Genomic DNA, 23607 nt, shown 5'->3' with positions numbered 1-23607 from the left:
ATGAAAATAAAGCACAATATCATATATCTTACCGTCACAGCACTTTTACTTGTAAGCTGCGGAAAAAAAGAAATCCAGGCCGGAACGTCCGAAGTCAAAACTGAAAAAGCAGAAACCGGCCATGAAGAAGCTCCTCAGACGATTGCTTCATTAACGGAAGAACAGATCAAATCCGTCGGGATCTCTTTAGGTCCTGTGGAAATGAAAGAACTGACCTCTACAGTTAAAGCCAACGGTCTTCTGAGAGTTCCCAATAATAATAAAGCAACCATCACTTCTCTTTACGGAGGAGTGATCAAAACCCTGAATGTACAGGTAGGAAGCATCGTAAAAAAAGGACAGGTGATTGCCACCATCGCCAATCCTGAATTTATACAGCTGCAGGAAGAATATTTAACGACGAACAGCAGGATTACCTATGCAGAACAGGAATACAGAAGACAGCGTGAACTTTTTGACAACGATGCCGGCGCAAAGAAAAACCTGCAGAGCTCAGATGCCGAGCTTAAAACCCTGAGAACGAAAAAAGCCTCCCTTCTGAGACAGCTTCAGATGATGGGAATCAGTCCGGGGAAAGTAAACAATGGCAATATGAGATCCGGATTGGTGATTACAGCACCGATTAGTGGAACGGTCAGCAGTATTTCAGCGCAGATCGGAAGCTATGTAGATGTTTCGTCACCTGTGGCAGAAATTATTGATAATAATTCTATCCATCTGGATCTTCAGGTTTTTGAAAAAGATCTTCCCAAAATGAGAGTAGGGCAGATCGTTCACTTCAAACTGACCAATAACCCTGAAACCGAATATGACGCCATGGTTTACAGTGTAGGCTCCTCATTTGAAAACGAAAGCAAAACCGTTTCAGTGCATGGCACAGTCACCGGGAATAAAGCAGGCCTGATCGACGGAATGAATATTACCGGAATTGTCAGTTTAGATAAAAATACCACACCCGCCGTTCCCAATGAAGCCATCGTAGAAGCAGACGGGAAATATTATGTATTTGTTCAGACAGTTAAAAAGGCTGAAGTACATGAAGAAGAGGAAGGCTCTGCGGATGAAAAGAAAGAGGGAGAGGAGCCTAAGCATGAAGAAAAGACTATCAATTTTGAAAAGGTAGAAGTGGTAAAAGGAACTTCAGATATGGGGTATACAGCAATTACCCCTGTAAAGGCAATTCCTGCGGGTGCTAAAATAGTAGTGAAAGGAGCATTTTTTGTTAATGCCAAGCTTTCCAATTCCGGGGATCATGAACATTAACAGAAAATAATAAATAATTTATAAGAACAGACCGGAAGAGGTGCCGATTTTTATGCCTAAATTAGAGGTGTTTACGGTAGATTTTCAGAGTCAGAATAAGAAACATTCTAATACATTATTCAGTTATGCTGCTAAACAAGAAAATATCCATCTGGTATTTCATCCGTGAAATAAGATCCCAGATCCTGTTTATGGCCATATTTGCTGTATCCATAGGATTATTAGACCTTCTCCCGTGGTTCCGGAAAATTTCGCTTCCCCTTAATATTCCGGCACTGTTGGGAACAGCCGTATCATTGCTGCTGGCGTTCCGTACCTCCCAATCCTACGAAAGATGGTGGGAAGCCAGAACAGTATGGGGCGCGATAGTGAATGATTCCAGAACACTGATGAGGCTCGTCATCCAGTTTTTTCCGGCAGGGGAAGATAAAATCATAAAAGAATTTGCACAAAGGCAGATCATCTGGACCTATGCCCTTGGTGAATCTCTGAGAAGATTGCCTTTTTCAGATAAGGTTCAAAACTATTTGGATCAGCATCAGATCAAAGCAGCCAATGTTCCGAATGCCCTTCTGGATGCTCATTCCCAACAGCTCAAAGAGCTGGCATCTTCAAAAGGATTAACAGACTTTCAGCAGATGCAGCTAAATGATATCATCACCAGACTCTGCGATAGTATGGGAAAATGCGAAAGACTCAAGAATACGGTTTTCCCAAGATCTTACAGTATTTTGCTGCATACCCTGATCTATGTTTTTGCCGCTATCCTTCCGTTTGGACTGGATGATTCCCAGCTGGCTGTTGAAATATTAATAACTTTCCTTATTCCGGTCATGTTTCTTGCGATCGAAAAGACATCCATCATCATGCAGGACCCTTTTGAGAATGGACCTGTAGATACGCCTGTGACCACATTGGCGCAGACTATTGAAATGAATATTAAACAAATGACAGGAGATCAAAATATTCCCGTTAAAAAAGAAAATTCGTTGTATTACGAAATGTAATCATCTAAAATTCAGAAAACATGGAAGAAATAAAAATACAGACAGGTTCACCGGCCAGCAGACACAAAAAGAACTTACTCTTTGTCCTGCTGTTAAGCGGAGCCTATATGGTTGCTGAGGTGATTGGCGGTTTTATCACCCAAAGTCTTGCCCTGATGGCAGATGCAGCACACATGCTGACTGATGTTGTGGGATTGCTTCTGGCATTTATCGCCATCAAAATAGGAGAAAGAAAAGCAGATGTTTCCAAAACATTCGGGTATTACCGGACAGAGATATTGGCGGCAGTTATCAATGCTGTGGTATTATTGGGAATTTCCCTTTACGTATTGTATGAAGCTTACCAAAGATTCCAGAACCCTCCGGCTGTTCAGAGTAAAACCATGCTGATTGTAGCTGGAATAGGATTGGTAGTAAACCTTATCGGAATGATGATCCTGAGAAAAGATTCAGAAGGAAGCCTGAATATGAAAGGAGCCTATTTTGAAGTGCTTTCCGATATGCTGACCTCTGTTGGAGTGATGATTGCAGGAGTTATTATGCTGACGACAGGTTGGTATTACGCAGATCCGATTATTTCTGCAGTTATTGGGCTTTTGATTTTTCCAAGAACATGGCGTCTATTAAAAGAAGCTATCAATGTCCTGCTGGAAGGAACTCCAAAAGATGTTGATATTCATCAGCTTCGTCAGTCATTAGAAAAAATTCCGGGTGTAGAAGGGGTTCATGATCTTCACGTATGGTCGCTGACCTCAAGCGTAAATGCCATGAGTGCTCACATCGTGAAAGATAAGGAAACAGGGCAGAATCAGTTGCTCAAAACCTTAACGGAAGTTACAACAGGAAATTTTAAAATTTCTCATACCACTTTTCAGATTGAAGAAGGTTATGAAGAACAGGAAGTACATCTTTAAAAAGAAATTGAAAATGAAAAAAGATATAGAAAACAAACTCATCGATAAAAATACCAAGCCAACAAGTATGAGAATCTTGGTATATGATTTTTTAAGTACTCAGAAAGCTGCTCTTTCACTCTCGGAAGTGGAAAACCATTTTGACAATGCGGACAGAACTACCATTTACCGTACTTTGAAAACCTTCGAGGAAAAAGGAATTGTTCACAGCATCCAGGAAAATACCACTACAAAATACAAATTATGTGATGATGGCTGCGATGAGAAAACCCACAAAGACTGGCATCTGCATTTTTACTGCAAAATATGTAAGCAGACGACCTGCAGAGAAGATATTTCCTTCCCTGAAAATGTTCAGACCAATTTCAGAATAGATGAAATAAGACTTTTTGCCAAAGGAATCTGTGAGAACTGCCTTGAAAGTTTGCAATAACATTGCATTGAGTATAGCCCTAATTTTACATAAAAATAATACGTATGGAAGAATGTTGTAGCACAAAGCCTAAAAATAAAGAACCTCATAAACATGATCATTCCGAAGGAGACGGACACGATCACTCCCATGATACAGGAGACAAAACGACCTTTCAGCTGTTTCTTCCTGCCATCATATCTTTCGCGTTGCTGCTGGTAGGAATAGCATTGGACAATTATATAAAGACAGAATGGTTTACAGGCTGGGTACGCTTTATATGGTATCTGGCAGCCTATGTTCCTGTAGGTCTTCCGGTTCTGAAGGAAGCTTATGAAGGTATCCTCCAGGGAGATGTCTTTTCCGAATTTTTCCTGATGGGAATTGCCACGGTAGGAGCATTTGCAATCGGGGAATATCCGGAAGGTGTGGCTGTGATGCTTTTCTACTCTGTGGGAGAAGTATTCCAGGGGATGGCTGTTACAAGAGCCAAAGGAAACATTAAAGCATTGCTGGATCAGCGGCCTGATGAGGTAACCGTTATGGAAGGCAGCCAGCCGAGAACCATTAAAGCTAAAGAAACCAAAATAGGAGATGTCATCCAGCTGAAACCCGGTGAAAAACTGGCTCTGGATGGAGAACTGATAACTGAGTCGGCCTCGTTCAATACTGCCGCTCTCACCGGTGAAAGTAAACCGGATACTAAAACAAAAGGCGAAACTGTACTGGCGGGAATGATCAATATGAACAGCATTGCCCTCGTAAAAGTAAATACAGCCTACGAAGACAGCAAGCTGAGCAAAATTTTAGAAATGGTTCAGAATGCCACTGCCCAAAAAGCTCCGACTGAATTATTCATCAGGAAATTTGCAAAAGTGTACACACCCATTGTTGTTTTTCTGGCGATAGGAATATGTCTGCTGCCTTTCTTCTTTGTAAATGATTATATATTCAGAGACTGGTTGTACAGAGCCTTGATCTTCCTTGTGATCTCATGCCCCTGTGCACTGGTGATCTCTATCCCTCTGGGGTATTTCGGGGGAATCGGAGCAGCAAGCAGAAACGGTATTTTATTTAAAGGAAGTAATTTCCTGGACAGCATTGCAGAAATCCGGAATGTGGTGATGGATAAAACCGGAACCATGACGGAAGGTGTATTCAAAGTACAGGAAGTAAGCATTAAACCTGAATTCAATAAAGACGAAATTCTGAAGCTGGTTAATGCCCTGGAAAGCAAAAGTACACACCCTGTAGCTACCGCGATCCACAATTATGCAGGTGAGATTGATCATTCTGTTCCCCTGGAAAATGTAGAAGAAATTGCAGGACATGGCCTGAAAGCCTCCGTTAACGGAAAAGAATTGCTGGTAGGCAATTTTAAGCTGATGGATAAATTCAGTATCAGCTATGATATTAACCACGCTAATATTGTGTACACGCTAATTGCCATCGCTTATGATAAAAAGTTTGCAGGCTATATCACCATTGCAGACAGTATTAAAACAGATGCAAAAGAAACCGTTGAAAGTCTGCATAGAATGGGGGTAAAAGCCACAATGCTCAGCGGGGATAAAAATACCGTTGTACAATATGTGGCAGATCAACTGGGTATCGATAATGCTTTCGGAGATCTTTTACCGGAAGACAAAGTGAACAAAGTAAAAGAGATCAAAGCAAAAAATCAAACCGTTGCCTTTGTAGGAGATGGTGTGAATGATGCCCCTGTAGTTGCGCTCAGCGACGTAGGAATTGCCATGGGCGGGCTTGGAAGCGATGCCACGATTGAAACGGCAGATGTTGTTATCCAGGACGATAAACCAAGCAAAATCCCAATGGCGATCAATATCGGTAAACAGACCAAAAAGATTGTATGGCAGAATATCATTTTAGCCTTTGCGGTAAAAGCCGTTGTTTTAGTCCTTGGAGCCGGAGGTCTGGCAACCATGTGGGAAGCTGTATTTGCAGATGTTGGGGTAGCGATGCTGGCCATTTTAAATGCAGTAAGAATCCAGAGGATGAAGTTTAACTAGGTTGCATCATAGATTGTAGGTAGCAGGTAAAATGAAAAACAAACATACAGTTTCAAACAAAAAAATCTGCTTAATCAGCGAGATAAGAATAGAGTCTCCGTTATAATTGTAGCGGAGATTTATTTTCTTTTAACTTGGTTCACCGGTTCTCAATCAAAAATAACAATGACATTCATCATAAATAATACATAAACCCAATTTGAGTAGTATATTTGTAGAACAGAACTGATCATTGAGATTCTTTATTTCCATATTCATCATTTTTACCATTGCATTACGTCCGGTTTTGCCATTGATCAACTATGCGGTTAATTATGATTATATTGTGAAAAACCTTTGTGAGAACAGAAATAACCCTCAGTCTACTTGTAAAGGGAAATGCTATGTCAGCAAAGAGCTGGCTAAAACGGAAAAACAATCCAATAATTCCCAAACAATAAAAATAGCAGGACTGGATGTATTTATTTCTCACGATATCCTTTCTTTTTTAGGACAGAAAGAATCTGATCCTGAAAGAAAAATCAAATATTCAGATAATATCAATGATCATCATTCAGAATATTTTGCACGGATATTTCACCCTCCTTTGGTATAATTTTCAACTATTCTTTTAGTTTTTTCTCAAAAATGTCTCCCTGTTTAATCGAAAGTTTTTATAATCGGTATTATTTTTTGAGTTAATAATTTGTTTACATATTCATAATACCATCAATTTCAATTTATAATTAAAATGAAATCAAAAATTATTTTAACTGCATTACTGTCAGTTTCATTATTTGCATGTGCCCAGGAAACGCCTAAAGTAAAGCATAAAAAGAGCACTGCTTCTTCGAAATCCACTGTGAAGAAAATTAAATTTGCCAACGCAGAAGACCCGATCTGCCACATGAAAACGGAAGATGATATGAAAGATACTGCAGTCTATAAAAATAAAACGTACGGTTTTTGCAGTAGCTACTGTAAGGACGAGTTCAAAAAAAATCCTGAGAAATATGCCCAAAAATAACAAAACCAAAAACGGAGCAAAGAGGAAGGTGATCATTCCGATTGCAATTTTTGCTCTGCTGTTTCTGGGAATAGGTGTTGGAATGGGATATTTTAAGAAAAACCTATACACTGTAATGAAGGTTCCCGATTTTGAGCTCACCGACCAGAACAATAAAAAAATCACTAACAAAGATATGCTGGGGAAAGTATATCTGGTAGAGTTTTTCTTTAGCAGATGCCCTACCATATGTCCTGTGATGAACCGTAATATGAGGTTTATCGAAGATGAGGTAAACAGCCCGGAGTTCGGGATCATTTCTATAAGCATTGATCCGGAAAACGATACCCCTGCCGCATTGAAAGAGCATGCTAAAAGCGTAGGAGCAAAATCCCCGGACTGGCATTTTCTTACAGGAAACCGAGATTATATCGGGAAACTGGCAGACCAGTTCAATATCTATGTGGGCGATAAAGAAGACGACAGTGAAAGTCTTAACCACAGCGGAATGATCGCTTTGGTAGATAAGGATGGAAATATCCGTTGCCGGTACAATAAGGATCATATGCCCATCCTGTATTATTCAGGTTTGAATTATGAAGATCCGGAAGGGAAAACGCCTAAACTTACCGGGAAATATCATCCTGACCGGGAAATATTGATCGAGGATATTAAGAAATTATTGAAATAGAGTTAGGGAAGGAAGATGGAAGAATGAAGTTGGAAGTTGATGATGGGAATAATGAATGAAAATTATGAATGAAAAGAAGTCGTAACAGAGAAGGAGTAACCTTCAGACAGAAATGTCTTCGTGCTTCCATCTTCGTGCTCCCCTTCTTTTAAGAAAAAATATTGTTAAACCATAAAAACAAAACGTTATGAAGATTTTGAAAATAGCAGCTTTAAGTGCCGTATTGGCAGCACAGTTCGCTTTTGCTCAGTTTAAGCAAACACCGCTTCCTTATGCCTATAATGCACTGGAAGGTTCGATAGATGCACAGACTATGGAAATTCACTATTCAAAGCATGGTGCAGCTTATACTGCCAATTTGAATAAAGCAATTGCGGGTACACCTCAGGAGAAGCAGACCCTTTTCCAGATCCTTTCAGGAGTTTCTAAACTTACGCCGGCTGTAAGAAACAATGCTGGAGGACATTACAACCATGAACTTTTCTGGACGGTTCTTACTCCTGTAAAAGATACCAAGCCTTCTGAAAAACTGGCTAAAGCGATTACTGAAACTTTCGGAAGCATGGATGCATTCAAGGAAAAGATCAGCAAGGCAGGTGCAGACCGTTTCGGTTCAGGATGGGCATGGCTTTCTGTAGATAAGAACGGGAAACTTTTTGTGTCTTCTACACCTAACCAGGATAATCCTTTAATGGATGTGGTTGAAGAAAAAGGAACCCCCATCTTAGGAATTGATGTTTGGGAACACGCTTATTACCTGAAATACCAGAACAAAAGAGCAGATTATCTTACTGCCATCTGGAATGTGCTTAACTGGAAAGAAGTAAGCAGAAGATATGATGAAGCGATAAGCAAAAAATAAAACATGAACTTAGTTTGCAGCATATTCCTCACTCTTTATATGGTATTCAGACCTCTGATTCCATTGATGGAATATGCTGTAAATTATGATTATATTTCCACCGTTCTCTGCATCAACAAAAGTAAGCCGGAACTACACTGTAACGGTAAATGCTACCTGAGCAAAGAGCTTGCAAAAACAAATGATACGGATTCTTCGCCTTTAAATAAAACCAAGAACTCAGGACAGAAAATTCTTGATATCTGTACCCTTCCTGAAATTGCATCCGTTCAAAATACAGAAAGATTTTCTTCTCTTCATTTCAACTTTCTCTACGAAACAGCCTATTCTTTTCTGTTTCTGAAACACATTTTTAAACCACCGGTTTTTTAAGTTCAATTTTTAATTATTACAGCCACCACAAAAAAAGGTCATATAATTTGAAAATCTTTGATTTTCAAAACTTAAGTGTTCTTTTATCCGCTTTCCAATTCACTTAAAAAAACTTAAGTGTCAAAAAACTTTTGTGCCTTTTGTGGTTAAATAAATTGAATGTTAGTTCATTCAAAAGTATTTCTATTTTAAAAATTCAATTTAAAAAATCAAAATGAAAACCTATAAATTTTTATCATTATTCTTCATTGCTTTTAGCTTATTTACTTTATCCTCATGTCAAAATAGCGATGACAACGACTCACAGGATGCTTCAACAGGTAATCTTCAGATCAAATTTGAAAACGGATTCAATAATCTGGGGGATATTGTATTAAACCAAACTGTACAAACTTCAGCAGCCGGGCAGAAGCATAACTTTTCAGCCCTGAAATATGTCATCAGTAATATCACATTGATTGATGAGAGCGGAAAAGAATTCAAATATAATGAAAACAACCCCGACAAAGGCGCTTTCATCATCGATCAGGCCGATGCCGTTGCAGGTATTGTTTACATTGATCTCAATGGTATTCCTAAAAATAATTATAAGAAAGTGAAATTCGGACTTGGAATCAGCCAGAATGCTTACCTGCTGGGGCAGGACGGACAGGCAGAATTCTGGACAAAAGCCAAACAGAAGGGCATGTCCTGGTCATGGGCAGCCGGATATGTTTTTGTAAAACTGGAAGGAAAGTACGGCAATACCGCAGCAGATACAGAATTCATGAATCATACCGGGAACATGGGAAATGTTACGGCTAATAATACCCCAGACCTTTACCGGGAAATTACGTTGAATCTTCCTACAACTGCCAGAGTAACAGCACAGATAAAGCCATCCATCCATATTCTAGCAGATCTTAATCAATTTCTGAGCGGAAGCAAGACTCTTTCTCTTACTACAGAAAATAACATGATGATGGGCTCCGGCCAGCATCTGGTGGATGTTACCAATAACCTTGCAGCCATGTTTAAAGTAGATCATGTTCACAATGACTAGGATTATATTAAAAATAGTGCTGGCTGTCATTCCCATTTGGGCCTGCCTGTCCTGTTCAGATGAGGTCATCCAGCCACTGGAAAAAGATGAGGCCTATTCCCTCAGTTTTCCCTCATATTTCCCTGAAATGACTTTTGATACTTCCGGTAATCCCATAACCAAAAATGGAGTGGAACTCGGCCGGAAATTGTTCTATGAAGGAAGACTTTCCAGGAATAATACCATCTCATGCGGCTTCTGTCATATTCAGGAAAATGCTTTTACCCATCATGGTCATACCGTAAGCCACGGAGTTGATGACAGGATTGGAATCCGTAATGCACCGCCCATTCAAAACATGGCATTCCTGAAAAGGTATATGTGGGACGGCGTGATCCATAACCTGAATGAACAGCCCATCAGCCCAATCACAGACGTGAATGAAATGGACAGCTCAATGCCCGAAATCATTTCAAAGCTGAAAGCAGATCAGAAGTATAAAAAGCTTTTTGCAGCGGCTTATGGTGACGAAAATATAACAGGAGAAAGAGTACTGAAAGCCCTGTCACAATTCATGGTAAGTATGATTTCTGCAGATTCCAGGTACGACAGGTTCAGACAGGGAAAAGAAATGTTTACTTCGGAAGAATCCCAGGGAATGGCTCTCTTTCAGCAGAAATGTTCCTCTTGTCACAGCGGGGAATTATTTACCGATGAGAGTTTCAGGAACACAGGAATGTATTACAATACCCAGTTTAAAGATGCGGGGCGTTACCGTGTAACCCTTGATCAGAATGACTGGATGAAATTTCGTGTGCCAAGCCTGAGAAATATAGAATATACAGCTCCGTACATGCACGACGGAAGATTTTATACCCTCGAAGCAGTTCTTAATTTCTATTCAGATAATGTGGAAGATAATCCCAATCTGGATCCGCAGCTGAAGCAGAACGGACATGTCGGAATTGCAATGAATACTCAGGAAAAGCAGTTTATCATTGCTTTCCTGAAAACCTTATCCGATAAAAACTTTATTTCTAATCCAAAATTTGCAGAATGAGCATGATGAACCTGAAAAAAATACTTGTTATACTAAGTTTAACTTTATTAGCTGTCTGTCAGGCTAAAACAATCAATGACAGCCTTTACGTTGCACCCAACATTAACAGAACTATGCTGGAAGACTGTGATGCCTGCGGATGTGCAGCAGGAAACGGTTCCTCCGGTTTTGAATCTTTACTGAACCCCCAGTTTATCGGGATCAAGTATTTTGCACAGCACTATAAAGCCAAGGAAAACCTTTTTGTAAAAGATCATACACAGGATCAGTACTTCAATACCCTACAGGTTTGGGGCAAAATTCCATTGACTGAAAGATTGAGTGTCTACGCCAGTCTGCCATTTCATTTTCATGAGAAAAGAACAATGCAGGGTGATGTCAATATCAGTGGTATTGGAGATCTGAACCTGATGGGAATTTACCGGATTATTAATTCTAAAGATAATTTTCATCAGCTTAATGGCGGTTTCGGAGTGAAGGTCCCTTTGGGAAAATTCGATGAGAAAGGGGCTTCCGGAGTCAATCCAAGTTTTCAGCTGGGAACGGGAAGCTGGGATTATCAGGCTGCTTTGAACTATAAATTTCAAAAAAACAAACTGGCTGTACTGGTCAATACGGATTATACCATAAAAACCGAAAACAAAAAAAATTACCGGTTTGGAAACCAATGGAATTATGCGGCAACAGGTTTTTACCAGCTGACAGGAAATAAAAACACTATTTTCTCTGCCAAAGCCGGACTTCAGGGTGAAGTGTATGACCAGAATAAACAGTTTGATGAAGCTTTGCCTAATACTGCAGGAAGCGCTTTATATGGAAAGCTCGGTTTTGAGGCATCCTATAAAAAATTCAGTCTGGGGAGCGAAGTAATGCTTCCTGTTTATTCCCATCTGGCCGGTGGTGACATTGAAGCTAAATCCAGGTTCAGCATCTTTATCAATTTTGGAATTTAAGAAATGGTGGCTTCGAGAGCCTCAGCCACCATTGCCGGAAAAACAACTATATGTATAATTTGAAATATTGTTTTTTTATTATCCTTAAGGTTTAATAGTTATTTTTAAGATTGAATAGCTTCCGTTTGGTGGCTGAGGCTCTCGAAGCCACCATTTAACCAGCCAACCCAGCGACTGAGATTATGAAGTCGCCGGGTTTTGTTGCTGAAAATCATTTTGTTGAATCGATTTTGATTCTGTGAAGAATTTTCTATCTTTGCCGCAATCTGGTGCGCTGTAAAAAGCACTTAAAAGGGAATCCGGTGAAAATCCGGAACAGACCCGCTGCTGTAAGCTCCACATCAAAGTTTTTGAAGAATATATCCACTGTTTTTTAATGGGAAGGATTTCAAAAACGGAGTAAGTCAGAAGACCTGCCGGAGGATGAACGTTTGATGCTTTCGTGGAATAAAGCTTAGGACAACAAGGATTCTGTGCAGTGACAGCTGTGCTTTGTCTTTGCTATCTTATATCCATTAGCGTCTACATTATTCTAAACGAGCTAATGGTCAGAAAACTTAGTGTTTCACAGTTTCAGAAAGGTGTTATCACATTATTGGTGGCAGCATTTCAACTTCTGTTCTCACAATCCGGCGACAGTATCCGGGGAAAAACGATTCTCCCGATTCAGATTTACAAAAAAGATTTTAAAGAAATTCTCCCTGCCCAGATCCTTTCCGGAGAACAGCTTGAAAGACTGAACAGTCAGTCGGTGGCTGATGCCTTGCGGTATTTTTCAGGAGTTCAGATCAAAGACTACGGGGGAATGGGAGGTCTGAAAACGGTCAATATCCGGAGTATGGGGAGCCAGCATGTAGGGGTTTTCTATGATGGGATCCAGCTGGGAAATGTTCAGAACGGAATTGTGGATCTTGGAAAGTTTTCACTGGACGATATGGAATCGGTTTCCCTGTATAACGGTCAGAAAAGTGAAATTTTTCAGCCTGCAAAAGATTTCGGATCTTCAGGATCCATCTATCTTCAACCTAAAATACCTGTTTTTAAAGGAGATCATAAAACCAACTTAACGCTAAAATTAAAATTAGGTTCCATCAGTTTATTTAATCCTTCATTCCGTCTGGAGCAGAAGCTTTCAGACAGAGTTTCGGCAAGTTTCAGCTCGGAATTTGTGCAGAGTGACGGATTGTATAAATTTAAATACGAAAAGAAAAATTCTGACGGATCTGTTGCCAATGATACCATTGCCAGAAGATACGATTCTTACATCAGTGCGAAACGTTTTGAAACCGCTTTAAACGGAACTATTAATGAAGGTAGCTGGAGCGCACGGGGATACGGATATATTTCCGATCGTGGAGTTCCTACGGCCATTGTTAATAATAATTTTAAGCCTAAAGGTCAGCAGATGCTGGATGAAAACTATTTTGTCCAGGCCAGTTTCCGTAAAAAGCTGTTTACAAAATTCGAAACTCAGCTCAAGGCTAAATTTGCCTACGACTACACCCGGTTTTTAGACACGGTGAATGTGGCTACAACCGTTCTGCCGATAGATAATTCTTATATTCAGAGAGAACTGTATTTTTCCAATTCAAACATTTATTCTATTCGTAAAAACTGGGATGTAAGTGCGAGCTTTGATTTTCAGTATAATAATCTGAATGCCAGTCTGAGGGATTTTTCTTTTCCCACCCGTTATACCTCATTGGTTTCTTTTGCTACCACCTATCAGTGGAACCGGTTGAAATTTTTAGGAAGCGTTCTGGGAACTTTTGTGCATGAAGAAGTAAAAATGAATGCAAAATCTCCCGATAAAACCGAGTGGACCCCTTCTGCTTTCCTGAGTTATCAGCCCTTTGAATCTAAAGATTTTACAGTACGGGCTTTCTATAAAAGAGTGTTCAGGATGCCTACTTTCAATGATCTTTATTACACGATGATCGGTAATATAATGCTGAAACCCGAATACACCAACCAGTACGATGCAGGTTTTACTTACCAGAAATTGTATGACCATAAAGTTTTTAAAGGAATCTATCTGAAAGTGGATGGTTATTATAATAAAGTAGAGAATAAGATTATTGCTGTTCCCACCACCAATCTGTTCAGATGGATGATGACCAATTTAGGCGAAGTAAAGATCATTGGGGCAGATGTGAATCTTCAGGCTGAATTTGATATTCATAAAGTGAAACTGAAACCTTTGGTGAGTTATACCTATCAGCGTTCCGGAGATTATACGGATAAAAGTGACGATTATTACGGTGACCAGATCTCATATGTGCCGTGGCATGCTGCAACCTTTACCATGATGGCAGATTATAAGGACTGGAGTTTCAATTACAGTTTTATGTATACCGGAGAACGTTATGACGCACAGCTGAATAATATCCGGGCCAATTATCTGCAGCCCTGGTACACCCATGATTTATCCGTTCAGAAAAAATTCAACTGGCATTCCCATCAGTTCAAAGCCAGTTTTGAGGTGAATAACGTATTTGATCAATATTATGACGTGGTGAGGAACTATCCGATGCCCGGAAGGAATTTTAAACTTATCGTAAGCTTTATATTATGAAAAAACTAAACTTTTGCCTGCTGGCATTTACTCTTTTGCTCCTGTTCTCCTGCCGGACAGATGATTATGTAGTTCCCTCGGAAACAAAAGATGTAAGTACCGGTGAGGATACTCCTGTTAAAGGATTTTATCTTCTGAATGAAGGAAATATGGGCAGCAACAAATGTACGCTCGATTATTTCGATTATGCTACAGGAACCTACCGTAAGAATATTTACGGAGAAATCAATCCGAATGTGGTAAAAGAGCTTGGAGATGTAGGAAATCATATCATGATCTACGGAAGCAAAATGTACGTGGTTGTCAATGTTTCCAATAAAATTGAAGTGCTGGAAGCGAAAACAGCCAAGAGAATCAAAACCATTCAACTGCAGAACTGTCGTTATCTGGCTTTTAAAGGCAATAAAGTCTATGCGAGCAGCTATGCCGGACCTGTTGAACTCAATCCGAACTCTCCACCCGGAAAAGTAGTGGAAATTGATACGACATCCCTGAATATTGAAAGACAGGTGGTAGTAGGTTATCAGCCGGAGGAAATAGAAGTGATGGGAGATCAGCTTTTTGTAGCCAATTCCGGGGGATACAGATTCCCCAATTATGATAAAACCGTTTCTGTCATCAACCTTAATACATTCACGGAAACAAAAAAAATTGATGTAGCTATTAATCTTCACCGTATAAAGAAAGATAATTATGGAGATCTGTATGTGAGCTCCAGAGGGGATTATTACAATATTCCATCAAGTCTGTTTCTGGTGGATGCCGCTACAGGAACAGTGAAAAAAGACTTCCATGTTGCAGTGAGCGGAATGACGATCGTAAAGGATAAGCTGTATTATTACGGGAATGAATTTAATTACAATACCCACACTTATGTCAAAACCTTCGGAATCATCGATGTTAAGACAGAGCAGGTCATTGCGAATAAAATCATAGACCAGCAATATGCTGATGAGATTAAAGCCCCTTACGGAATTGCAGTAAACCCTTACACAGAAGATATCTATTTAACAGATGCTAAAAACTACGTGACGACGGGATATGTTTATTGTTTCGATAAAACCGGGAAATTCAAATGGAAGACAGAAGGCGGAAATATCCCTGCCCATTTTGCTTTCTTATATAAATAATCAGATCAGAAAAAATGGAAAGAAAAACCAAACTTATTTTAAAAACTATATTTCTCTCTTCAATTCTGCTAGGAACCGCAGCATGTAAAAGCGATACTGAAGAAGTGGCAGAAGAAGTGAGTTTCCCTGCGGAAGTTCTTAAAGAATCCTACACGGTTGACAGACTCAAGCTTTTGAATGTAGACCCTAAAATTGAAGGAAAGCTGACCTGGAGCATCAATGATTCTGTTATTTCTGATCATCTTCAGCTGGATTTTGTAAGTTCTCATGCAAAAACATATCCCCTGACCTTAAAAGTGGAGGTGAAGGGAGCTGTAAAAACTTATCAATCATCTATCATTGTTAATAAAGAGATAACCCCTTACAGCAAATACATCTCAAATGTTTTCGATTTCCGTCCGGCTACAGGTCAGTTCATGAATGAGATCCCTGAATATGTAAATGGCAACACAGAGGCTGATATGATCAAAAGGGTCAAAGAGTCCTTAGTAGGCGAAAATTCTACGATGATTACACTGGGAGGTTTCGGAGGCTATGTTTCATTTGGCTTCGATCATACCATTCCCAATCTTGAAGGAAGAGATTTTAAAATCCTTGGTAATGCTTTTTGGGGAAACGGGGCCAATGCCACACGGTCAGGATCATGTGAGCCCGGAATTATCATGGTGGGCTACGACAAAAATAAAAACGGAAAGCCCGATGAAGATGAATGGTATGAAATTGCAGGCAGTGAATACTTTAAAAATTCTACAACAAAAAACTACATGATAACTTACTTCAAACCCAATGAAAACAAGCCCCCTGTTCCTGGAAATGAGTTTTGGCAGACTGATGTGGAGTACATCAAATGGCAGGATAATTTTGGGAATTCAGGATTTAAAACTAAAAATACCTTCCATGCCCAAAGCTATTACCCTTTGTGGCTTTCCGGTGCTTCTTACAGCCTTACGGGAACCAGACTGAAGGATAATTTTTATGACCAGAGCGGAACGGGGGCTTATTGGGTAGGAGCATCTTACGATTACGGTTATGCAGACAATGCGCCGAACAATGATGAGGCTTCCAACATCGACATTTCCTGGGCGGTAGATAAAAGCGGGAAATATGTGAAGCTTCCCGGCATCGATTTTATCAAGGTATACACGGGAATCAATCAGGAAGCGGGATGGCTTGGAGAAGTTTCTACCGAAGTGGCAGGAGCTTACGATCTGCATCTTAAATAAAATAAGTTTTAATATATAATTCTAAAAAATGAAAAAGTTTTACCTTTTGACCATGCTGTTCCTTTTTGCGTTCTTTACGAATGCACAGGTGACAGTACAGGGAGTACCCAGAAATGATATTCAGGGTAGCAGCAACCAGCTGAATACAACAGTAGCCACCAATATCAATTTTTCCGATATTCAGTATTGGGTGGGAAGCGGAACAAATGAAGCGGCTTTTGTGGTGCAGTGGAACGACAGCAAAAATCCGGATGCCCTGGTATGGGGATTCCGATGGAACGGAAATGCAACCGGTGAAGATATGCTCAGAGCGATTGCCCAGGCAGACCACAGGTTTTTTACTTTACTTTATCCGGGAACACAGTTCGGAACGGCAATCGGAGGATTCGGTTTTGATCTGAACGGACAGAATACCAATGCCCTTTACAAAAATGGTAATACAACTTATCCTCTTTATCCTGTAAGCGGTGTTTTAAATACCTCGGCTTATGATTTTGATGATTTTACTGCGGCAGATGCAGGAGATCATTGGGGTTCCGGATGGTACAACAGCTACTGGTCTTATTGGGTAAAAGATCCTGCAGATGCTGATTTCGGATATTCAGGAGTAGGAGCTACTTCCCGTGTGCTTCAGAACGGTTCATGGGATGTCTGGAATTTTAATCCGGGAATGAATTCTTTTCCTGTTTCTTCTACACTGACACCGGTTTCGGCTTATGTTTCTGCTGCCAATTTTACCAACGGCTATTTTATGGTGAATGAAGAATGGTTCGGGCATACCAACGGTTCTGTCAATTTTATTGACAATAACGGTCAGGTTAATTACCGTGTCTACAGCAATGCGAATAACAACCATGCCTTTGGTGCTACTACCCAGTACGGGACGATCTATGGTGATAAGTTTTATTTTATCTCAAAACAGGCTGCGGATGGCGGAGACACTCAATATACACCCGGAGGAAGGCTGGTTGTAGCCAACGCACATACCATGCAGAAAATTGCAGGATTTAATAATATTGGCGGTGGCGACGGAAGATCCTTTGTAGGAGTTAACGAAAATAAAGGCTACATCGGTGCTTCCAATGGTGTTTATGTATTTGATATTGCCAATTTACAGGTTGGAAGTTTGATTACCGGAACAGGCGGTGGAGGTCAGTATGCCGGCCAGATCGGAAATATGATCCGTTCTTCTAAATATGTATTTGCTGTGAAGCAGTCTGCAGGAATTTTAGTAATCGATCCTGCTACGGATACTTTGATCAGCACAATTCCCGGAGCATTCCATTCTGTTGTACAGGCTAAAGATGGAAGCATCTGGGCTATTCAGGATCAGAAAGTGGTAAATATTCATCCTACGACTTTTGTAACCACTTCTTACAATATTCCTACGACCAAATATCTAGGTTCATGGGGAGCATGGAATGCAGGAAGTTTTTCAGCAAGCAGCAAACAGAATGTTTTATACTGGATCAATTCGGTTAACAGTTTTGTTTCAGGAACACAGATTGTAAAATTTGATGTGACTACAAAAGCATTTAACGAAAGCTTTGCAACCATTCCGGGACAGACAGGTACTTATAAACAGATTCCTTACGGGGCAGGTCTCCGCGTGAACCCAACTACTGATGAACTGATCCTGAATACGACTGAAAGCGGTTTTGGTGCCCATTATCAAAAGAACTGGATTCACACTTTTGATGTTAACGGAACGCTTACCAATACGAAGACCCTTAATGATTATTACTGGTTTCCGGCTATGGCTGTATTCCCGGATAATAGTCTTCCGGCTGTAAGCAGTACATTCCCGTCACAGGTTAACGTAAGTAATGCTTCTGTGATTGATCTGAAAGCGGTAGTTTCTGACGAAGATAATCTTTCATCTGCCATTGTAAAATCCATTAAATCAAATTCCAACCCGTCGGCTGTTTCTGCAGTGATCAATGCCAATGATGAACTTGTTTTGACTCCGCTAGCTTCCGGAACGGCTGATATTAAGATCAGTTTCAATTCAAACGGAAAAACAGTTGAAAAAGTACTTACGGTCAATAGTACAGCTTCTACTTTGGCTACAGCAGAAGCGAAGAAAATTGAGTTCAGCATTTATCCGAATCCGGTTACGGATATTCTGACTCTTAAAACTCATGAGAAAATCCAGAATGTTTCTATGTATGATGATTCGGGAAGAATAGTCAATGCACAATTGAACAATGGGCAGATCAATGTTAGTGCGCTTCCAAAAGGTATTTATATTATAAAAGCTGTAACAGATAAAGCAGTATACCAGCAAAAAATAATCAAAAACTAATGCTATTTTCAGATAGCTAATCTTGTTAGCCTAACCCTGACCAAAACTGGTCGGGGTTTTTATTTGACGGTGAAAACTATTATGGATCAGGTATCATAATAAATTTGGATATAAAAACCCGGCAAGCTTTTAAGCTTGCCGGGTCCGATCTGTTATGTTTCTTTTTATTATTTGATGATCACCTTTTTAGAGTATGTTTTTCCTTCTTTTGTAGTAAGGTTCATGATGTATATTCCTTGTGGCAGTTTTGTATCAAATGTGTTTGATGTCAACCTGGAACGAAATACCTCTTTTCCTGAAGTATTGGTTAAAGTAACCTCTGAACCTGCTGCAGTAATATTTTTGTCAAGAGTAAACTGTCCGTTCTCATTGTGAGCCATGAAACTGATGAACGGATCTTTGTACTGATAAGCATAATATACTCTAAGCTCACCACCTATATTCAATAATCCTGAATTCACATTGATTTTGACACGGTCAAAAGGAATGTTCATGGTGAGTTCAATCTCACCTTTGCTTGGGTCTCCGGCTCCAAGGCTGATCAATCCATTGTCAAGACTTTGGTAATCGTTGTTGGAAACATTGCCGTTAAATGTTTCAATTGATACTCCTCCCAATAGCTGAGCAGATAGTGGAGTGCCATTTGAACCAATTCCAATCACAAGTTTGTTGGTGTTGTTAGCAATATTGGTCGTTGGAAAGATCAATGTCTGTTCCGTTCTCGCCAAAAGACCTACTGAAACCTGAAGAGTTGAGTAGTCATTTTCGTTGCTTCCTACTGCATTTTGAGGATTCAATACTCCGCAGCCTAAGCATACTCCAAATACCTGATTGGTTTGGCTGCTTGCATAGGTCTTTACAATCTGTGCAAAAGTCATCGTGCTTGTTAAAAGTAGGAATGATGCCAGAACTGCTGCTTTCATTGCGCTTTGCGCAGGTAATAAATAAGTTTTCATAGGTATAAGATTTTGGATTTTAGTTTTTATAAATTTATAAATAAAATGATTATGTTGTTTATTTTATTTCATATTTATGTGAATTGTTAATGATTTGTTGATATTTGTGATTGTGAATTCATTTTCATTTAATTGTTGTTTTTTTGTATTTCTCTGAAAATAAGTAGAAAAAACGGCAGACTTAAAAATCTACCGTATTTATTGTATTGCTTATTTAATTATTTGATTGAAATCTTTCTGGAATATGTTTTTCCTTCTTTAGTTTGTACATTCATGATATAAACACCTTCAGGCTGTCTGGGTTCAAAAGTGTTTGATTTTAATGTAGAACGAAAGACTTCTTTTCCGTATGCATTGAACAGTGTTACTTCTGAACCTTCTACCGGAACATTGCCTCCAAGAGTAACCTGACCGTTTTGGCTGTGGGCCAGTATGCTGAACAGTGGATCCTGGTAAGCATAATAAATCCTGAATCCGCCGCCGAGGCTGAGTACGCCGCCGCTCAATCTTATTTTAACTGCGTTATAGGAGCTGGCAGGAATAAGTTCGATCGTTGCTTTGGATGGATTATCTGCAAGCTTCAGCAGATTTCCGTTGATCATCTGGCTGTCATTGTTCGATGTTGTTCCGCTCATTGTTTCTATATATACTCCGCTTAAAAGCTGGACGGTAAGAGGAATATTATTAGTGCCGATACCGATTACCAGCTTAGTGTTGATTCTCACCTCCGGGAATCTCAGGGTCTGCTCAACGCCTCCCAATAAAACAGTACCCATAACCATGGTGGAATAGTTATTTTCATCATCTCCCACAGCATTCAGAGGGTTCTGTACGGAACATCCCAGGCATACGCCATATACATTGGAAAGCTGATCGTTCGCATAGATTCTGCTTTGTGCCTGTGTGTTATTTGATTGAAATAAAAAAGACATAAATAAAGCAGCCTGAAAAAGGAGGCCTTTTGAAAGTAAAATAGATTTCATATTGTAATAAAGTTTGGTTAATGTTTTATCCAAATTTAAACATAAAAGTATATGCAAGCAATATTATTTCTATTTAATGTGAATTATGTAATATTTCTTAATTCAATATAATTACCACAACTATTAAGTTTTATAAGATTAAATTATTTTTTCTTTCCTTTAATATTAGGTAAAAACGCAGTTATTATGCCCATAAGAGGTAAGAAAGCACAGATTTTAAATACATATTCGATGCTGGTATCGTCTGCTAATGCTCCCAGAACAGCAGAACCAATCCCGCCCATTCCAAACATAAATCCGAAAAATAAGCCTGCAACCAGTCCAATCTTGTTAGGCATAAGATCTGTGGCATATACAAGGATGGCAGAAAATGCAGATGCGATAATTAAACCGATTAAAACAGCAAATAGTATAGTCCAAACCAAAGGAAGATAGGGAAGGCAAAGCGTAAAAGGGGCAGCTCCCAAAATGGAAACCCAGATAATTTTCTTTCTGCCGTATTTGTCACCCAGTTTCCCACCAAGGATTGTGCCTACAGCAACTGCTGCAAGAAACATAAATAAATATAATTGGGAATCCTTTACAGAAATGTGAAACTTATCAATAAGAAAAAAAGTAAAATAGTTAGTCATTGATGCCAGGTAGATATATTTGGAAAATACCAGAGCCAGCAGGACTGTGACAGAAAATATAATTTTTTTTCTGGACAGCTGAACGGTAATGATGTTATCAGGATGCTGAACCGTCTTTTTAAATGCCAATCTTTCGGCATACCAGTTTCCAATTCTCCATAATAATATAATGCCTATAAAAGCTGCAATAGCAAAAAGTCCTACGTATCCTTGTCCCAACGGTAATACAACTAATGCAACCAGCAATGGTCCGATAGCACTTCCTGAATTTCCTCCTACCTGAAAGATTGACTGGGCAAGTCCTTTTTGACCGCCCGATGCCAGCTGTGCCACCCGGGAGGCCTCGGGATGAAAAACGGAAGATCCCATGCCAATTAAAGCAACCGAAACCAGAATCATATAATATTGATGGGCAGCTGCCAAAAGGAGAAGTCCCGCCATCGATAGTCCCATTCCTATAGCCAAAGATCTCGGGTTAGGTCTTTTATCAGTATAAATCCCGACAAACGGCTGTAAAATGGAAGCTGTAAGCTGAAATACCAGAGTAATGATACCGATCTGGGCAAATGACAGGCTGAACTCACCCTTTAGAATTGGATATAATGAAGGGATAGTTGATTGGATCAGATCATTTAAAAAATGAGAAAAACTGATCATAAACAGGATAGGGTAAACAATTTTAGTAGTATCAATGGTTGGTTTCTGAATATTTTCCATGAATTGTAATTTTAAAATTCATCATGTCATCTGATGAATTTTGTTAAAAAATTATTTGTTAATATACTTTATCTACAATAAGCTGTGCGATACGGGCTGCATTTTCTGGATCCTTCTTTTCAATACATTGATAAAGATCTGTATGTATTTTTTGTGAAATTTTGAAAGAGTCTGTAGTGTTGTTGTGACTGCTCTCAAATGTTCTGAGAATATGCTTGCTTGTTATCTTATATATTTCTTTCAATAATGTATTACCACAAGCTTCGGCAATGGATATGTGAAAATTGATATCAGCCTGGTAGCATTCCAGTGCCTGGTTTTCTCCAGCAAGCTTTTCCCGGAGATCCAGATATATTTTCATTGTTTTTAAATCTTTTTCGCTGCGATGAATGGCTGCCTTCGCTGCAATCTTAGAATCCAGGACAGAACGTACTTCATATACTTCTTCTATTTCAGCTTTGTCGATCTTGGTTTCTAATGATTCCTGCACATTTTTAGAAGTTACGAACGTTCCCACACCCTGCTGGACACTCAATACTCCTTTTATAGATAATATTTTTATGGCTTCACGAATGCTGGAACGCCCTACACCGTAAATTTTCATCAGTTCCGGTTCAATCGGAAGCTTTTCACCAATAGCATATTCATCGTTGATTATACCTTGAATCAATCGTTCTGCAACTTCCTGGGCTAATGTTCTTCTTTGAATTTGCATAAATACATCTTATCATCTGATGAATGCAAAGGTAGAACTTTTTTCAGAATATTTCCTAAAAATTTTAGTAAAGATTAAAATGAACAGATAACAAAAGAGAGATTTTATTAAAATCTCTCTTTGTTGCAAAATTATTCAATAGCGTTGATAGCCTGGAAAATTTTCTGTTTTGAATGTTCAAATATTTCGCCTCCAAACTCTTCATTATCCAGTGAAATTACAGTAATATCTTTAACTCCCATGATTCCGAAAATAAACTTTAAATACGTTGTCTGAAAATTCATATGCTCATTTTTTTCACCTTCGCCATAACCTGTATCACCTCTGCTCGAAAGAATGAACAGTTTTTTATTCTCAAGCAGTCCAACATAATCTCCATCAGGTTTTCCGGAACGGAACTTCCAGGTTTCATTGATCCTCATTACCTGGTCTATATACGCTTTTAATCCGCTTGGAACAGACCAGTTGTACATAGGGGTTCCGATGACATACATATTATTTTCCTTCAGTTCCCTGATCAGTTCATCACTCAGTTGTAAGGCTTGCTGCGCCTCTTCATCACGGGTTTCCGGTTGTGCAAATGCTCCGGCGATCCATTTCTCATTAATCGGCTTAATCATTTCCAGTCCTGTTTCCCTGAAAGTAAAACGATCCTCAGGGTGTTTATGCATCCAATTATCAACAAATAACTGCGTCAGTTTTCTGCTGTAGGATCTTTCATTTCTAATGCTTGCATTAATGATAAGTAACTTGTTCATCTTTTTGAATTTATAAATACAAAGGTCTGAACTTAAAAAAAGG

General features: G+C 39.4%; 22 protein-coding genes and 1 riboswitch. Of the genes, 17 read left to right on the top strand and 5 right to left on the bottom strand.

Going from position 1 to position 23607, the window contains the following annotated elements:
- The 17 genes from ACM40_RS02240 to ACM40_RS02160 all read left to right on the top strand — a co-directional run bounded on the left by ACM40_RS02240 (position 1) and on the right by ACM40_RS02160 (position 18803).
- On the top strand, positions 1-1263 hold the full coding sequence (locus ACM40_RS02240) for an efflux RND transporter periplasmic adaptor subunit (RefSeq protein ID WP_048501197.1): 1263 nt from the start codon (positions 1-3) through the stop codon (positions 1261-1263).
- Positions 1264-1388: 125 nt separating this feature from the next.
- Positions 1389-2270 (top strand): bestrophin family protein, encoded by an 882-nt coding sequence (locus ACM40_RS02235; protein ID WP_048501196.1) that lies wholly within the window; start codon positions 1389-1391, stop codon positions 2268-2270.
- 20 nt (positions 2271-2290) lie between these two features.
- Entirely contained in the window at positions 2291-3184 is an 894-nt protein-coding gene (locus ACM40_RS02230; protein ID WP_048501195.1) for a cation diffusion facilitator family transporter, read from the top strand.
- Between the two features lie 13 nt (positions 3185-3197).
- The gene (locus ACM40_RS02225; protein WP_048501695.1) at positions 3198-3617 is read left to right on the top strand and encodes a Fur family transcriptional regulator; all 420 of its coding nucleotides are present in this window, start codon (positions 3198-3200) and stop codon (positions 3615-3617) included.
- Positions 3618-3661: 44 nt separating this feature from the next.
- Complete coding sequence (locus tag ACM40_RS02220; RefSeq protein WP_048501194.1) at positions 3662-5626, top strand: heavy metal translocating P-type ATPase; 1965 nt, start codon at positions 3662-3664, stop codon at positions 5624-5626.
- A gap of 232 nt (positions 5627-5858) precedes the next feature.
- Positions 5859-6221, top strand: coding sequence for a hypothetical protein (locus tag ACM40_RS02215; protein ID WP_048501193.1), 363 nt, complete (start codon positions 5859-5861; stop codon positions 6219-6221).
- 135 nt (positions 6222-6356) lie between these two features.
- Positions 6357-6632, top strand: a complete 276-nt coding sequence (locus tag ACM40_RS02210; protein ID WP_048501192.1) for a YHS domain-containing protein — start codon at positions 6357-6359, stop codon at positions 6630-6632.
- Positions 6619-7302: an SCO family protein gene (locus tag ACM40_RS02205; protein WP_117614847.1), complete on the top strand. Its 684-nt coding sequence runs from the start codon at positions 6619-6621 to the stop codon at positions 7300-7302. Before ACM40_RS02210 ends, ACM40_RS02205 begins: the two co-directional genes overlap by 14 nt.
- A 187-nt stretch (positions 7303-7489) precedes the next feature.
- Entirely contained in the window at positions 7490-8164 is a 675-nt protein-coding gene (locus ACM40_RS02200) for a superoxide dismutase (protein WP_048501190.1), read from the top strand.
- Positions 8165-8167: 3 nt separating this feature from the next.
- A complete protein-coding gene (locus tag ACM40_RS02195; protein WP_048501189.1) occupies positions 8168-8536 on the top strand; it encodes a hypothetical protein in 369 nt (122 codons plus the stop codon).
- Between the two features lie 214 nt (positions 8537-8750).
- On the top strand, positions 8751-9578 hold the full coding sequence (locus ACM40_RS02190; RefSeq protein ID WP_048501188.1) for an MbnP family protein: 828 nt from the start codon (positions 8751-8753) through the stop codon (positions 9576-9578).
- Complete coding sequence (locus ACM40_RS02185) at positions 9571-10617, top strand: cytochrome-c peroxidase (protein WP_048501187.1); 1047 nt, start codon at positions 9571-9573, stop codon at positions 10615-10617. Before ACM40_RS02190 ends, ACM40_RS02185 begins: the two co-directional genes overlap by 8 nt.
- Positions 10614-11570: a transporter gene (locus ACM40_RS02180; protein ID WP_228376119.1), complete on the top strand. Its 957-nt coding sequence runs from the start codon at positions 10614-10616 to the stop codon at positions 11568-11570. The genes ACM40_RS02185 and ACM40_RS02180 overlap by 4 nt, the downstream gene beginning before the upstream one ends.
- A gap of 250 nt (positions 11571-11820) precedes the next feature.
- Positions 11821-12006: riboswitch (cobalamin riboswitch) on the top strand.
- A gap of 108 nt (positions 12007-12114) precedes the next feature.
- On the top strand, positions 12115-14145 hold the full coding sequence (locus tag ACM40_RS02175; RefSeq protein WP_048501186.1) for a TonB-dependent receptor: 2031 nt from the start codon (positions 12115-12117) through the stop codon (positions 14143-14145).
- The gene (locus tag ACM40_RS02170; RefSeq protein ID WP_048501185.1) at positions 14142-15275 is read left to right on the top strand and encodes a YncE family protein; all 1134 of its coding nucleotides are present in this window, start codon (positions 14142-14144) and stop codon (positions 15273-15275) included. Before ACM40_RS02175 ends, ACM40_RS02170 begins: the two co-directional genes overlap by 4 nt.
- 14 nt (positions 15276-15289) lie before the next feature.
- On the top strand, positions 15290-16498 hold the full coding sequence (locus ACM40_RS02165; protein WP_048501184.1) for a hypothetical protein: 1209 nt from the start codon (positions 15290-15292) through the stop codon (positions 16496-16498).
- Between the two features lie 28 nt (positions 16499-16526).
- The gene (locus ACM40_RS02160) at positions 16527-18803 is read left to right on the top strand and encodes a DUF5074 domain-containing protein (RefSeq protein ID WP_048501183.1); all 2277 of its coding nucleotides are present in this window, start codon (positions 16527-16529) and stop codon (positions 18801-18803) included.
- Between the two features lie 167 nt (positions 18804-18970).
- On the opposite strand, the gene ACM40_RS02155 is transcribed toward ACM40_RS02160, so the two are convergent.
- From ACM40_RS02155 to ACM40_RS02135, 5 genes are all read right to left on the bottom strand, one after another.
- Complete coding sequence (locus tag ACM40_RS02155) at positions 18971-19759, bottom strand: T9SS type A sorting domain-containing protein (RefSeq protein ID WP_048501182.1); 789 nt, start codon at positions 19757-19759, stop codon at positions 18971-18973.
- A gap of 218 nt (positions 19760-19977) precedes the next feature.
- Positions 19978-20742: a T9SS type A sorting domain-containing protein gene (locus tag ACM40_RS02150; RefSeq protein WP_048501181.1), complete on the bottom strand. Its 765-nt coding sequence runs from the start codon at positions 20740-20742 to the stop codon at positions 19978-19980.
- 143 nt (positions 20743-20885) lie between these two features.
- Positions 20886-22091, bottom strand: coding sequence for an MFS transporter (locus ACM40_RS02145; protein WP_048501180.1), 1206 nt, complete (start codon positions 22089-22091; stop codon positions 20886-20888).
- A gap of 58 nt (positions 22092-22149) precedes the next feature.
- The gene (locus tag ACM40_RS02140) at positions 22150-22806 is read right to left on the bottom strand and encodes a FadR/GntR family transcriptional regulator (protein ID WP_048501179.1); all 657 of its coding nucleotides are present in this window, start codon (positions 22804-22806) and stop codon (positions 22150-22152) included.
- Positions 22807-22937: 131 nt separating this feature from the next.
- Positions 22938-23564 (bottom strand): FMN-dependent NADH-azoreductase, encoded by a 627-nt coding sequence (locus ACM40_RS02135; protein WP_048501178.1) that lies wholly within the window; start codon positions 23562-23564, stop codon positions 22938-22940.
- Positions 23565-23607: the final 43 nt, after the last annotated feature.

The organism is Chryseobacterium sp. BLS98 (assembly GCF_001045445.1).
Taxonomy (GTDB): Bacteria; Bacteroidota; Bacteroidia; order Flavobacteriales; family Weeksellaceae; genus Chryseobacterium.
Note: the sequence above shows the minus strand (reverse complement) of the source record. Positions and strands in the feature narration are given on the sequence as shown.